The following is a 12871-nucleotide window of genomic DNA, read 5'->3' as shown; positions in this document are numbered from 1 at the left end:
GCCCCGCTCCGGTTCCGGAGCGGGGCCCTGCCACAGGTGCGCGCGGCGCGTGCGGCCGCCGCCACGGATCAGTCGTTCGGGACGGTCTCGTAGCGCGGGGTGCCCTCTTCCATCTGCCGCAGGGCGTCCTTGCGGTCCCGCTTCGAGAGCCGGTCGATGTACAGGTACCCGTACAGGTGGTCGGTCTCGTGCTGGAGGCAGCGCGCGAAGTAGCCGGTACCGCGCACCTTGATCGGGTTGCCCTGCGCGTCCTGGCCCTCGACCTCCGCGTAGTCCGGGCGGGCCAGCGAGGCGTACGCCGTCGGGACCGACAGGCAGCCCTCGTTGGAGTCGTCCAGCACCCGCGCGCCGGCCGGCAGCTCGACGAGCTTCGGGTTGACCACGACGCCGGTGTGCCGCACGCCGTCGTCGTCCGGGCAGTCGTAGACGAAGACCTTGGCGTCCACGCCGATCTGGTTCGCGGCCAGGCCCACGCCCTCGGCGGCCTTCTGGCTGGCGAACATGTCGTCGACCAGCTGTGCCAGCTCGTCCCCGAACTCGGTGACGTCCTTGCACTCCCGGTGCAGGACCGGGTTGCCGACCACCGTGATCGGGCGGGCGGTGCCGCGCTCGCGGTGGGCGAGCTCGCGCTCCGCACAGTCCTCGGTGTCCACGACGTACCCGTCGTTCACCTCGGTGCCGGCCGCGGCCCCGGCCTCGACAACCTCGTTCTCCTGCTGCGCCATATCCGCCGTAAGCCTTCCGTAAGTCACCGATGTGCCCGTACAGCCTACGGCCCGGCTCAGCAGACTTCTTCGAGATCCCGCCACTCCCGGCTGTCCGGGCTGTCGGCGACCCAGCCGTCGAGCAGTCCGCGCACCAGCCCGGCCGGAGCCGCGATGCCGCACTCCCGCTCGGGCACCCACAGCGATCCGGAACCGGCCGTGCGGTGACCCAGCGGCCCGGGATGTCCCGGCTCGCTGTGGTCGTGCGGGTCCAGGTGCTCCCCGTCGCCCTCGTCGCTCGGCATCTCGCTCTCCGAGCAGGTCCGGCACAGCAGCCGCACCGACGAGGACCAGTCCTCGGCGGCGAAGCCCGCGTCCGCGGCCAGCTGCTCCAGCGCGTCGCGGTCCGCCTCGCCGGCCGCCTCCAGCAGCACCACCCAGGTCGGCACCGGCGACGGCGCCCACAGTTCGATCTCGTCGAAGACGGGGTACGAGGGCCCGGCCGCGGTGACCCGCTCGCCGTGCGGGACCCCGTCGTGGAGCACCACCTCGCCCCAGCGGCGCCCCGAGGACGGCAGCGGGATCGACAGGACCTCCATGCGGGCCGGGTCCAGCCTGCGGCCCCAGACCACCTCGGCCTCACCCTCGGGCGACAGCCTCACGGCTGCGCTGCCGAGCTCCATGCCGACCGGTTCGCCGCCGTGCTTCCCGTTGCCCGCTCCGGCGCCGTGCGGGTCGCCGGGCACCTTGAGCCCGTACGCCTGCCAGGCCCGCCGGGCCAGCGGCCAGTCCTGCAGGGCGGTCGCCGCGATCCCCACGTTCCACCAGTCCGGGGCGCCGGTCTCCCGGTCCAGCAGGGCCACGGCGCGCAGCCCCGCGGCCCGCGCCTGCTCCCAGTCGTGCCGGAACTTGTGCAGCAGCGCCAGATTGAACCAGGACTCGGACAGCCAGGGCTCCAGGTCCGCGGCTCTGGTCAGGAGCGCCCCCGCGTCCTCGTACCGCCCGTCGCCGATCAGCGTGAACGCGCGGTCGGTGGCCTGCCGCCACGAGGCGGAGGGCCGATGCCGTACCTTCCCGAAGATCCTCACGATTCCCGCCTGCCGGTCCTACAGTGCAACCTTGCGGACACTCTCACGGTCCCTCTTACTGGCATCCAACCATGCCCACTCGGACGGCCGCTCATTACCCATGGGTTACCCAGGTTGGACAGGAACAACTCTGTCACGTCCGCCCCTGGCCAGAACCCTGGCCAAGCCCTCCACGACCTCCGGCTGGTACGCGTGCCCGGTGCCCAGACGGAGCTGCTCCAGAGCGGCCAGTGAGCCGCCCGGGTGACGGTTCCCGCCGCTCAGGTCGTCGTACGCGTTCACCGCCCGCACGATGCGCGCGGCGACGGGCTGCTCCCGGTACGGATCCGCCTGCCGCTCCACCACCACGGCGACCGCGGCGGACACCCCGGTCCGGCGGGCCACCTCCCCGCCCAGCTCGGCGATCCGGCGGGCCTCGGCGGCGGGCAGCCGCGCGGTCGCCCCGTCCGGGACCGGGTCGACCAGGGAGAGCTGCCCGATGTCGTGCATCAGCGCCGCGTACTCCAGCACCGTGAGCTCCCGCTCCGAGAGCCCCAGCTCCCGGCCGACGGCGCAGCTCAGGGCGGCGACCCGGCGGGAGTGGCCGGGCGGGGTGTAGCCGGCGATCTCCGTGGCCCGGGCCAGGGAGGTGATGGTCTGGCGGTAGGTGGTGCGGATCGCGGTGATCCGGTGGAAGGACATCTGGGTCAGCAGCAGCGGCACGCTGAACACGGGCAGGGCCCACAGCCCGGCGCCGGCCACGCCGAGGGCCATCACGGCGCCGGTGGCGCAGATCGCCGAGCCGATGCCGAGCTGGGCCCGCAGCTCGTCGCGCAGCAGGGGCCCGTACGGCCAGCCGGTCCGGGCCGCGGCGAGGGCGGCGGCGAGCACGGCGTCGCACAGGGCGGTGAGTCCGAGGAGCAGGAGCAGGAAGAGGACGAGCAAAGGGCCCTGGCCCACCCGCTCCTCCAGGCGGCCCGAGTTGTACAGGGGCTGGAAACAGACGGCGGCGAAGGCGACGGTGAGGACCCGGCGGGCGACGTGGTCCAGGGCGGGGCCGCGGCCCCGGGCGACGTGCGGGACGATCCCGGCGAGGGCGGCCGCGACGACGACGGCGACGATCTGCAGCGCCCCGTGGTGGGTGGGCAGGCCGGCGAGCGGGCCGAGCAGGGCGTAGGCGAGGGCTCCGGCGGAGCCGAGCGGTGCGGGCTGGCGGTCGGCGGGCCCCGGCCGGTCGCGGCGGGCGAGCTCGCCGATGGTGATCAGGATCCCGAAGGCCAGGGCGGTGCCGGGCTCGACGAGCCCGTTCCACAGGGTGTGCCCGAGCGCGGCGGCGGTGAGCGCCGCGGCCGCGCCCCGCACGGTCCGGACGGTGGCCCGCCTCATGTGCCGGCCCCCGGCGGCGCGGGGGACGCGGGGGACGCGGGGGTGGCCGCGGACGGACGGCCGCCCTGCCCGGGCAGGGCGGGCAGGGTCGGCGAGCCGGGCCCGCCCCCGGCGGGCGGGGAGCCGCTGATCGTCTGGAGGTCGTCGTCGGAGGTGACCACCGGATGCCACCCGTGCCGTCCGACGGCCCCGGTCAGGGCTCCGACCATCGCCGGGTCGAACTGCGTCCCCGCGCACCGCGCCAGTTCCGCCAGGGCGGCCTCCACCGGCCGGGCCCGGCTGTACGAGCGGGTGGAGGTCATCGCGTCGAAGGCGTCGGCCACGGCCACCACCCGGGCCAGTACCGGGATCTGGTCGCCGGTCAGCCCGTACGGGTAGCCGGAGCCGTCGACCCGCTCGTGGTGGTGCAGGATCGCGGACCGGGCCTCCCCGAGGAAACCGATGCCGCGCACCATCTCGTGCCCGTACTCGGGGTGCAGTTCGATGACGCGGCGCTCTTCCGGGGTGAGCGGCCCGTCCTTGCGCAGCAGCCGCGTCGGCACGCCGAGCTTGCCCACGTCGTGCAGGATCCCGGCGATGCGGACGGCCTCCAGGCGGTCCTCGGCCATGCCCAGTTCGCGGGCGATCATCGCGGAGGCCTGGCCGACCCGTTCGCTGTGGCCGCGCGTGTAGCGGTCCTTGATGTCGACGGCCTGGACGAGGGCGCGGATGGTGGCCTGGTGGGCGGCGCGTTCGCGGTGGTACTGGGCGAAGACCCAGCAGGAGATGTACATCGGCAGCAGGACGAGCAGCGCCGCCGGGAGCCCGTACGGACTGCGCCACATGACCGCCATCATCAGGCCGGCCAGGCCGTGCACACAGTGCGGGGCGAGGGACCGGGTGAGCAGCCCGCGCCAGGCGGTGGCGGCGGGCCGGCGTTCCGCGGTGGCGAGGATGCCCCCGTCGAGGGCGGTGAGCACCAGGCAGAAGGCGACGGCCGCGGCCGCCGCGGGGAGCATCACGTACGGGAAGTCGGCCACCCAGACGGGCGGGTCCGCCGCTCCGGCCGGCCCGGAGCCGCCGGAGGGCCCGGGGCCGCCGGAGCCGCCCGATCCCCCGGAGCCCAGCGCCGCCGGGCCGTGCAGCAGCCGGTACGCCTGCCCCGCGGCCCAGGCGGCCATCGCCTGCTGGGCTCCGTGCCACACCCGGCGCACCCGGGCGGGCCGTTGGACCACGGTCCCCGCGAGGCCACCGGGCAGCGCCACGAGCGCGGCGGCGGCGGGCGGCAGCAGGAAGACGGCGGCCAGCACCACGGGGAAGAAGGAGCCGATGTCCTCGGGAACCCGGCTGCCCGGCAGCGGGCGGGTCTTCACGAGCTCGCAGCCGAGGTAGAGCCCGGCGAGCAGGGCCACGGTGACCCAGGGCGTACCGGAATCGGTGAAGGCCGGGACGACGCACGCGGTGGCCGCGAGAACGGCGCACAGGATGTATCCGCGCGCCCCCGGCGGAAGTAACCGCATGGCGCTCCCCTCCCCTGGGCCGTTCAAGCCGGGTACGGAATCGGACCAGTACCGATTGGGGAGAATAGGCGGGGCCCCGGGCGAAGTGGGCCACATTTTTGCATTGCGCCATACGGACGCCCCCGGATTAGCACCTTCGGGTGAATGAAGTACCTCTCCGGGGGCGGTTGTTCACACCGCGACCGCCGATTCAGCCGGCGGCCGGACGGTCCGCGGTGGCATCCGCCGTGGCGTCGGAGGTGACACCGGCCCCGATGTCGGAGGTGACGTCGGAGGTGACGTCGTGGTCCGGCACGGCCTGCCCCGACCGGATCAGCTCGATCCGGCCCATCACCTTCGACCGCAGGTCGGTCGGCACGTCGTCCGACCCGCAGCAGCGCTTCACCAGCTTCTTCACGGCCTGCTCCAGGCCGTACTTCTCCAGACAGGGGCTGCACTCGCCGAAGTGTGTCTCGAACTTCGTGCAATCGCTGTCGGGCATCTCATGGTCGAGGAACTCGTAAAGGTGGTCCAGGACCTCAGAGCAGTCCGTCTCGTGCGGCTCTCCGCAACTCATGAGCCCGAGCCTTTCCTGTCGTTCGACTCTCCCGCGCCGGCGGGGACCATCCCGCGCTCACGGGCATAGTCCTCCAGCATTCCACGGAGTTGACGGCGGCCACGGTGCAGTCGCGACATGACCGTACCGATGGGTGTACCCATGATGTCGGCGATCTCCTTGTACGCAAAGCCCTCTACGTCGGCAAGGTAGACCGCGATGCGGAACTCCTCGGGAATGGCCTGGAGCGCTTCCTTCACGTCCGAATCGGGCAGGTGGTCGAGCGCCTGCGACTCGGCGGAACGCAGGCCGGTCGACATGTGCGACTCGGCGCGTGCCAGCTGCCAGTCCTCGATCTCCTCCGCGGCGCTGCGCTGGGGCTCGCGCTGCTTCTTGCGGTAGGAGTTGATGAACGTGTTGGTCAGGATGCGGTACAGCCACGCCTTCAGGTTGGTGCCCTCGCGGAACTGGTGGAAGGACGCGTATGCCTTCGCGTACGTCTCCTGGACCAGGTCCTCGGCGTCGGCCGGGTTGCGCGTCATGCGCAGCGCGGCCGAGTACATCTGGTCGAGGTAGCCGAGGGCGTCCCGCTCGAAGCGCGCGTTGCGCTCCGGGGTCGTCTCCTCCGCGTGGCCTTCGTCGGTCCCAGCGACAGGACCCACCTCCTCCGACTGCGTGGCGGCTCCGAAAGCGGACCCGCTCGAATCGGAGAATAGTCGACCTTCCCGGCCCTCCGCCGCCCGAAGCGGGCCGCGCTTCGGCGCGGGCAGCACCGTCCAGTCCAGGTCAGCGGCCTGCGGACGGTTCTGGCTGATGACCTGGGTCATGCGCTCCCTCTCCTCCGACGAAATCCTGTGCGTACCGACATCCGGGACAACAGAAGGTGCGGGCGGCACATTCCCCGGCGGGGCCCGGTTTCCGGCCTCCGTACGGGTCCGCGCGGCCGGCGCCGGGCCGGGGTGATCCGGATCACCCCGCAATACGTCAGGTCGCGGTCAGACCGCCAGGGCCGCGAGCCACTCCGCCACCGCCCCGGTGATCACCGCGAGGGCCTCCTCCTGGGTGGTCCCCGCCTTCTTCGGCACGGCGAAGCCGTGGTCCGCGTACGGAACCTCCACCAGCTCGTACGGGTGGTGCGCGGCCGGCTCCGGGAACTCCTCGGGACGCCCGAAGGAATCCCGGCCTCCCTGGACCACCAGGGTGGGCAGCCCGGCGCCGAGCAGTTCCCCGGCCCGGGACTTCTCAGGCCGGCCCGGCGGGTGCAGCGGGAACGCCAGCGCCAGCACCCCGGCCGCGCCCAGTCCGGCCGCTGTCCGGCAGGCCACCCGGGCCCCGGCGCTGCGGCCGCCCGCGACCACCGGCAGCCCGGGCCCGGCCAGCGCCGGCCACAGGCCGCGCCAGCCCTCGTCGAGCACCTTGGGCGCGGCGGCGACCCTCTTCCCGGCGACCCGCCAGGGTTGTTCGACCAGGGCCACGGTGATCCCCCGGGCGGGCAGGGCGGCGGCCAGCGCCTGGAGGTCGCGGGCCTCGACGCCGCCGCCGGCGCCGTGGCCGACGGCGAGGACGAGCCGGGCCCCGCGTGCGGTGTGCCAGCCGATGCGGGCCTCACCCGCCGGGGTGTCGACGCTCTCGGTACGCGTACGCGTGGTCATGGATCCATCGTGCACGCGGACGGGCCCCGGGCAGCGTCTAGAAGAGGGTGGCCTCCTCCGGCGCGGCGAGCTCCTCCAGCAGTTCCGGCCCGTTGTTGCGGACGCTGCTCACCGCGGCCCTGACCGGATAGGCGCGCATCAGGCCGCCCGGCGGTGGCTCCAGCAGGCGCCGCAGCGAGCCCTCGGTGTCGGTGTTCGCCGGGTCCAGCCAGGCGTCCCAGCGGTCCGGGGTGAGCATCAGCGGCATCCGCGGGTGGATGTCGGACAGCGAGCGCGGCCCCTCGGCGGGAGCCACGCCCAGCGGTCCGGTCTCGGCCTCGGTGGTGATCACCGAGCAGGTGGCCCACCAGGCGAGCGGGTGCGCGTCGGGCAGCGTCCGGTCGCGCCAGAACTCGTAGATCCCGGCCATGGCGAAGACCGAGCCGTCGGCGGGGAGGACGAAGTAGGGCTGCTTGCGGGCGCGCTTCTTCTTCCCCTCCACCTCCAGCTGCCGTTCGTCGTGGGCGGTGACCCACTCGTAATAGCCGTCGGCGGGGATGATGCAGCGGCGCTGGGCGAACGGCCGGCGGAAGGACGGCTTCTCGGCGAGGGTCTCGGACCGGGCGTTGATCATCCGGGCGGCGCCGTCGGGGTTCTTGGCCCAGGAGGGAACGAGCCCCCACTTCAGGACGCGCAGCTGACGAACCGGACGCGGAGTCGGAGCGTCTTTCACGGGACGGTCGAGGACGACGCGGACCTCTTTCGTCGGCGCCACGTTCCAGTCGGGGGCCAGCGTCTCCTCCGGCTCCCACTTCTCGACGCCGAAGACCTCCGCCAGGTCCTCGGGCCCACGGCTCGCTGCATACCTTCCGCACATGGCTGCCACACTGCCATGTCACTCCCCCGGCTCACGCCGGGAGGTGCCCCCAGCCCCCTACCGCAAGGAGTCCGCCACCCCATGGACAGCACCACGACGGCCGGCCTGTGGGACCGGCTCACCGGCATACAGACCCCGCCCGAGCTGTGGCTGGTGATCGTGACGGGCCTGGCCGCGCTGGCCGCCGTGGGCCCCCGCCCGCTGTGGCGGCTGTCACGCAACGCCGTGACCATCGCGCACGAGGGCGGGCACGGCCTGCTGGCACTGCTCACGGGGCGGCGCCTCGACGGGATACGGCTGCACTCCGACACCAGCGGGGTCACGCTCAGCTGGGGCAGCCCGACCGGCCTCGGGATGATCCTGACCGCCGCCGCCGGGTACACCGCCCCCTCGCTGCTCGGGCTCGGCGGGGCAGCACTGCTGTCCGCGCACCGGATCACGCTGCTGCTGTGGGCGGCCACCGCCCTGCTGCTGGCGATGCTGGTGATGATCCGGAACGCGTACGGGGTCCTGACCGTCGTACTGACCGGCGGCACCTTCGTGCTGGTGTCCTGGAAGGCCCCGGCCGAGGTGCAGGCCGTCTTCGCGTACGGGGTGGTGTGGTTCCTGCTGCTCGGCGGCGTCCGGCCGGTCTTCGAGCTCGGGGCCAAGCGGCGGCACGGCGGAGCACCGGATTCCGACGCCGACCAGCTCGGACGGCTCACCCACGTGCACCCGGTGGTGTGGCTGCTCCTCTTCCATGTTGTCGCCCTGTGCTCGCTGGTGGGCGGCGGCCGTTGGCTTCTCGGTCTCTGAGACGGCGCAGCGATCAAGATCTGGTGCCGGAGGAAGCCACTAAAGTGGTGGCCATGACCGAGACCCCCGCGCTCCCCGTCCTCTGGCCCGCCCCGATCGCCGACTCGGCCGTCCACGCCACCGTCACCGTGCCGGGGTCCAAGTCGGTCACCAACCGGGCCCTCGTGCTCGCCGCGCTCGCCGCCGAGCCGGGCTGGGTGCGCCGCCCGCTGCGCTCGCGCGACTCCCAGCTGATGTCGGACGCCCTGCGCGCGATGGGCGTCGGCATCGAGGAGACCGTCTCCTCCAGCTCCGCCGGGTCCCCCAGCGGCACCGTCGGCGGAGAGGCCTGGCGGATCATCCCCGCGGCCCTGCACGGCCCGACGACCGTGGACGTCGGCAACGCGGGCACGGTCATGCGCTTCCTGCCCCCCGTCGCCACCCTCGCCGACGGCGACATCCGCTTCGACGGCGACCCGCGCTCCTACGAGCGCCCGCTCGGCCAGGTCATCAGCGCCCTGCGCACGCTCGGCGCCCGCATCGACGACGACGGCCGGGGCGCGCTGCCCATGACCGTCCAGGGCGGCGGGGCGCTGGAGGGCGGCACGGTCGAGATCGACGCCAGCAACTCCTCGCAGTTCGTCTCCGCGCTGCTGCTCTCCGCCCCGCGCTTCAACCAGGGCGTCGAGGTCCGGCACGTGGGCACGACCCTGCCGTCGATGCCGCACATCCGGATGACCGTCGAGATGCTGCGCGCGGCGGGCGCCCAGGTCGACACCCCCGAGGCGGGTGGCGAGAAGAACGTGTGGCGGGTGACCCCCGGCGCGCTGCTGGGCCGCGACATGATCGTGGAGCCGGACCTGTCCAACGCCCAGCCCTTCATGGCCGCGGCCCTGATCACCGGCGGCACGGTCACCATCCCGGACTGGCCGCGCCGCACCACGCAGCCCGGTGACGCGCTGCGCCGGATCTTCACGGAGATGGGCGGTTCCTGCGAACTGACCGACGCGGGTCTGGTCTTCACCGGAACCGGCAAGATCCACGGCATCGACGTGGACCTGGGCGAGGTCGGCGAGCTCACCCCGGGCATCGCGGCGGTGGCGGCCCTGGCCGACTCGGAGTCCGTCCTGCGCGGGGTCGCGCACCTGCGGCTGCACGAGACGGACCGGCTGGCCGCGCTGACCAAGGAGATCAACGCGCTCGGCGGCGACGTCACCGAGACCGCGGACGGCCTGCACATCCGGCCGCGCCCGCTGCACGGCGGCACCTTCCACACGTACGACGACCACCGGATGGCCACCGCGGGTGCGGTGATCGGCCTGGCGGTGGAGGGCGTAATGATCGAGAACGTGGCGACGACCGCGAAGACCCTCCCGGACTTCCCGCGGATGTGGACGGACATGCTCGCCGCGGGTGCCGGGGTCGTCTCCGGGGATGCCGGGAGCCATGCGGCGGGTGCGGGAGCGTAGGGCCCGTCATGCGCAGGTACGGCAAGCACACCGACGAGGACGACATCCGCCAGCGTCCCAACCCCAAGGGCAACCGGCCCCGGACCAACATCCGGCCCAAGCACGAGGACGCCTCCGAGGGCTTCGTCCTCACCGTCGACCGCGGCCGGCTGACCTGCCTGGTCGGGGACCGCGCGGTCCACGCGATGAAGTCCAGGGAACTGGGCCGCAAGGCGGCGGTGGTCGGCGACCGGGTCTGGATCGTCGGTGACCTGTCCGGCAAGAAGGACACCCTCGCCCGGATCGTGCGGATCGAGGAGCGCAAGTCCGTCCTGCGGCGCACGGCCGACGACGACGACCCGTACGAGCGCGTGGTCGTGGCCAACGCCGACCAGCTGGCCATCGTCACGGCCCTCGCCGACCCGGAGCCCCGGCCCCGGATGATCGACCGCTGTCTGGTGGCGGCGTACGACGCCGGGCTGGAGCCGCTCCTGGTGCTGACCAAGTCCGATCTGACGTCCGCCGACAAGATCCTGGAGATCTACTCGACGCTCGGCGTGAACTTCGTCGTGACCAACCGCGAGGAACTCGCGACGGGAGACGCGGCCGCCAGGGTGCGCGAGCGCCTGGAGGGCCGGATCACCGCGTTCGTGGGGCACTCGGGCGTCGGCAAGACCACCCTGGTCAACTCGCTGGTGGCGCCGGACCGCAAGCGGGCGACCGGCGTGGTGAACGCGGTCACCGGGCGCGGCCGTCACACCACCACCTCGGCCCTGGCGCTGCCGCTGCCCGGTATGGAGGGGTGGGTCATCGACACCCCGGGCGTGCGCTCCTTCGGCCTGCACCACGTGGATCCCTCCCGGGTGATCCTGGCCTTCCCCGACCTGGTGCCCGGCACCGAGGAGTGCCCGCGCGCCTGCAGCCACGACGAGCCGGACTGCGCGCTCGACCGGTGGGTGCAGGACGGTCACGCGGACCCGGCGCGGCTGTATTCGCTGCGGCGGCTGCTGGAGACGCGGGAGCGCCGCGAGGGCGACTGACCGCCTGGCGGGACGGTGGCGCCGAGGGGACGGCGGGGCGCGCGGGGCCGATGGGGTTTGCCGAAGATCGTGTCTGGATACATGCATAGTCGCACCGAGTGGCGCGAAGTCACGTGACGCGGGGAGGCATTCGACATGGCGTGGCTGCTCGTGGTGGTCGCGGGGCTCCTGGAGACCGGCTTCGCGGTCTGCCTCAAGCTGTCCCACGGCTTCACGCGGCTGTGGCCGACCATCGCCTTCGCGTGCTTCGCCCTCGGCAGCTTCGGTCTGCTGACCCTTGCGCTGAAGAAGCTGGACGTGGGCCCGGCGTACGCGGTGTGGACGGGCATCGGGGCCGCGGGGACGGCGATCTACGGCATGGTCTTCCTCGGCGACCTGGTCTCCACCCTCAAGCTCGTCTCGATCTCGCTGGTGATCCTCGGGGTCATCGGGCTCCAGTTGTCCGGTTCTGCGCACTGAGCAGCCTTAGCAGCTCACCCGCCCCCGGCTCCTCCCCAGGCGCCACCACGTAGGACAGGGCGAGCCGTACGGCGAGCTCGCACCGCTCGGCGTCCGCCGCGGGCATCAGCACGGCGGCCGCCCGGTCGCGCACGACCCGGACCAGCTCACCGGGCCCGGGCGACCGGCCCGCGGCGGGCAGGTCAGGGCCCCAGAACCCGGTCAGCAGGCCTCGTACGAGGGGGTACGCGCGGGCCGCTCGTACGGTCCACTCCGCGACCGCGGCCAGTCGCTCGACGGTCCGGCCCGGGACCGCCAGGGCCCGCTCCACGCCGTCGAGGTAGCGCTCGCCCTCGCGCCGGACCAGGGCCCGGCCGAGGCCCCCCTTGCCGCCGAACTCGTTGTAGAGGGTCTGCCGGGACACCCCGGCGGCGGCCGCCACGTCGACCATGCGCACGGCCGGCCAGGGGCGCGCGCAGAGCGCCGCTCCCGCCGCCTCCAGCAGGGTTTCCCGGGCTGCCGGCACACGCGCCTCCCCCGTTTGGCTCCACGGCCAGAGTTGACGGGGCGACAGGTCCTGTCAAGGGCGCGTCCCGGCCGCGCCACCGGCCGCGATACTGTTCGGCCATGTCCGAGTATGACGATGACCTGCGCCTTGCCCTCGAACTCGCCGACGCCGCGGACGTCGCCACGATGGAGCGGTTCCGAGCCCTCGACCTGGAGGTCGAGACGAAGCCGGACATGACCCCGGTGAGCGAGGCGGACAAGGCCGCCGAGGAGATCATCCGGGCGGGCATCGCGGCCGCGCGGCCGGGCGACGCGATCCTGGGCGAGGAGTACGGCCTCGAGGGCAGCGGCCCGCGCCGCTGGGTCGTGGACCCGATCGACGGCACGAAGAACTACGTGCGCGGGGTGCCCGTCTGGGCGACCTTGATCTCCCTGATGGCCGAGGGTGCCGACGGGGTCTTCCGCCCGGTGGTCGGCGTCGTGTCGGCGCCCGCGCTGGGCCGGCGCTGGTGGGCTGCACAGGGCGGCGGCGCCCACGCGGGCGGCGCGCTCGGCGCGACCAGCGCGATCGGCGTCTCGAAGGTGGGCACGCTGGCCGACGCCTCGTTCGCGTACTCCTCGCTGAGCGGCTGGGAGGAGCAGGGCCGCCTCGCGGGCTTCCTCGACCTCACACGCGCGTGCTGGCGTACGCGCGGCTACGGCGACTTCTGGCCGTACATGATGGTCGCGGAGGGCTCGCTCGACCTGTGCGCCGAGCCGGAGCTGAACCTGTGGGACATGGCGGCCATCGCGGTCGTGGTCCAGGAGGCGGGCGGCCGGTTCACCAGCCTGGACGGGGTGGACGGGGTGCACGGCGGGAACGCGGCGGCGTCGAACGGGCACCTCCACGAGGAGATGCTGGAGCACTTGCGCCCACGCGCCTGAGCACGCCCCCTTGTTGGCCCTGCGTGTCCGTGGGAATCTGA

14 protein-coding genes are annotated in these 12871 nt (G+C 73.3%); 5 read left to right on the top strand and 9 right to left on the bottom strand.

Features of this window, described 5'->3' with window-relative positions; translation table 11 throughout:
* Positions 1-68: 68 nt before the first annotated feature.
* The 8 genes from def to ACFCZ1_RS19145 form a co-directional block, all read right to left on the bottom strand.
* Complete coding sequence (gene def, locus ACFCZ1_RS19180) at positions 69-725, bottom strand: peptide deformylase (protein ID WP_376679445.1); 657 nt, start codon at positions 723-725, stop codon at positions 69-71.
* A gap of 56 nt (positions 726-781) precedes the next feature.
* A complete protein-coding gene (locus ACFCZ1_RS19175; protein WP_376679444.1) occupies positions 782-1792 on the bottom strand; it encodes a tetratricopeptide repeat protein in 1011 nt (336 codons plus the stop codon).
* A gap of 105 nt (positions 1793-1897) precedes the next feature.
* Positions 1898-3157 (bottom strand): HD-GYP domain-containing protein, encoded by a 1260-nt coding sequence (locus tag ACFCZ1_RS19170; RefSeq protein WP_376679443.1) that lies wholly within the window; start codon positions 3155-3157, stop codon positions 1898-1900.
* Entirely contained in the window at positions 3154-4656 is a 1503-nt protein-coding gene (locus ACFCZ1_RS19165; RefSeq protein ID WP_376679442.1) for an HD-GYP domain-containing protein, read from the bottom strand. The genes ACFCZ1_RS19170 and ACFCZ1_RS19165 overlap by 4 nt, the downstream gene beginning before the upstream one ends.
* Before the next feature lie 190 nt (positions 4657-4846).
* Positions 4847-5212, bottom strand: a complete 366-nt coding sequence (gene rsrA, locus ACFCZ1_RS19160; protein ID WP_376679441.1) for a mycothiol system anti-sigma-R factor — start codon at positions 5210-5212, stop codon at positions 4847-4849.
* Positions 5209-5853, bottom strand: a complete 645-nt coding sequence (locus ACFCZ1_RS19155) for a sigma-70 family RNA polymerase sigma factor (RefSeq protein WP_376679453.1) — start codon at positions 5851-5853, stop codon at positions 5209-5211. Before ACFCZ1_RS19155 ends, rsrA begins: the two co-directional genes overlap by 4 nt.
* Before the next feature lie 333 nt (positions 5854-6186).
* Positions 6187-6843, bottom strand: coding sequence for an alpha/beta family hydrolase (locus ACFCZ1_RS19150; RefSeq protein ID WP_376679440.1), 657 nt, complete (start codon positions 6841-6843; stop codon positions 6187-6189).
* Between the two features lie 37 nt (positions 6844-6880).
* On the bottom strand, positions 6881-7699 hold the full coding sequence (locus ACFCZ1_RS19145; RefSeq protein WP_376679439.1) for an SOS response-associated peptidase: 819 nt from the start codon (positions 7697-7699) through the stop codon (positions 6881-6883).
* An 81-nt stretch (positions 7700-7780) separates the two neighbouring features.
* On the opposite strand from ACFCZ1_RS19145, the gene ACFCZ1_RS19140 reads away from it, so the two are divergent.
* The 4 genes from ACFCZ1_RS19140 (at position 7781) to ACFCZ1_RS19125 (ending at position 11420) form a co-directional block, all read left to right on the top strand.
* Positions 7781-8494 (top strand): M50 family metallopeptidase, encoded by a 714-nt coding sequence (locus tag ACFCZ1_RS19140; protein WP_376679438.1) that lies wholly within the window; start codon positions 7781-7783, stop codon positions 8492-8494.
* Positions 8495-8547: 53 nt separating this feature from the next.
* Positions 8548-9942, top strand: coding sequence for a 3-phosphoshikimate 1-carboxyvinyltransferase (gene aroA / locus ACFCZ1_RS19135; protein WP_376679437.1), 1395 nt, complete (start codon positions 8548-8550; stop codon positions 9940-9942).
* A gap of 8 nt (positions 9943-9950) precedes the next feature.
* A complete protein-coding gene (rsgA, locus tag ACFCZ1_RS19130) occupies positions 9951-10961 on the top strand; it encodes a ribosome small subunit-dependent GTPase A (RefSeq protein WP_376679436.1) in 1011 nt (336 codons plus the stop codon).
* 135 nt (positions 10962-11096) lie between these two features.
* Positions 11097-11420, top strand: coding sequence for a multidrug efflux SMR transporter (locus tag ACFCZ1_RS19125; RefSeq protein ID WP_329099136.1), 324 nt, complete (start codon positions 11097-11099; stop codon positions 11418-11420).
* On the opposite strand, the gene ACFCZ1_RS19120 is transcribed toward ACFCZ1_RS19125, so the two are convergent.
* Entirely contained in the window at positions 11386-11925 is a 540-nt protein-coding gene (locus ACFCZ1_RS19120) for a TetR/AcrR family transcriptional regulator (protein WP_376679435.1), read from the bottom strand. The two genes, ACFCZ1_RS19125 and ACFCZ1_RS19120, sit on opposite strands and share 35 nt — an antisense overlap.
* A 101-nt stretch (positions 11926-12026) precedes the next feature.
* Here ACFCZ1_RS19120 and hisN point away from each other — a divergent pair, with 101 nt between their 5' ends.
* Positions 12027-12830, top strand: coding sequence for a histidinol-phosphatase (gene hisN, locus ACFCZ1_RS19115; protein WP_376679434.1), 804 nt, complete (start codon positions 12027-12029; stop codon positions 12828-12830).
* Positions 12831-12871: the final 41 nt, after the last annotated feature.

Source organism: Streptomyces sp. NPDC056224 (assembly GCF_042267665.1).
GTDB lineage: Bacteria > Actinomycetota > Actinomycetes > Streptomycetales > Streptomycetaceae > Streptomyces.
Note: the sequence above shows the minus strand (reverse complement) of the source record. Positions and strands in the feature narration are given on the sequence as shown.

Coding starts and splice junctions, on each gene's coding strand:
- def (WP_376679445.1), bottom strand. CDS start 725: ATGGCGCAGCAGGAGAACGAGGTTGTCGAGGCCGGGGCCGCGGCCGGC.
- ACFCZ1_RS19170 (WP_376679443.1), bottom strand. CDS start 3,157: ATGAGGCGGGCCACCGTCCGGACCGTGCGGGGCGCGGCCGCGGCGCTC.
- ACFCZ1_RS19165 (WP_376679442.1), bottom strand. CDS start 4,656: ATGCGGTTACTTCCGCCGGGGGCGCGCGGATACATCCTGTGCGCCGTT.
- rsrA (WP_376679441.1), bottom strand. CDS start 5,212: ATGAGTTGCGGAGAGCCGCACGAGACGGACTGCTCTGAGGTCCTGGAC.
- ACFCZ1_RS19150 (WP_376679440.1), bottom strand. CDS start 6,843: ATGACCACGCGTACGCGTACCGAGAGCGTCGACACCCCGGCGGGTGAG.
- ACFCZ1_RS19145 (WP_376679439.1), bottom strand. CDS start 7,699: ATGTGCGGAAGGTATGCAGCGAGCCGTGGGCCCGAGGACCTGGCGGAG.
- ACFCZ1_RS19140 (WP_376679438.1), top strand. CDS start 7,781: ATGGACAGCACCACGACGGCCGGCCTGTGGGACCGGCTCACCGGCATA.
- aroA (WP_376679437.1), top strand. CDS start 8,548: ATGACCGAGACCCCCGCGCTCCCCGTCCTCTGGCCCGCCCCGATCGCC.
- rsgA (WP_376679436.1), top strand. CDS start 9,951: ATGCGCAGGTACGGCAAGCACACCGACGAGGACGACATCCGCCAGCGT.
- ACFCZ1_RS19125 (WP_329099136.1), top strand. CDS start 11,097: ATGGCGTGGCTGCTCGTGGTGGTCGCGGGGCTCCTGGAGACCGGCTTC.
- hisN (WP_376679434.1), top strand. CDS start 12,027: ATGTCCGAGTATGACGATGACCTGCGCCTTGCCCTCGAACTCGCCGAC.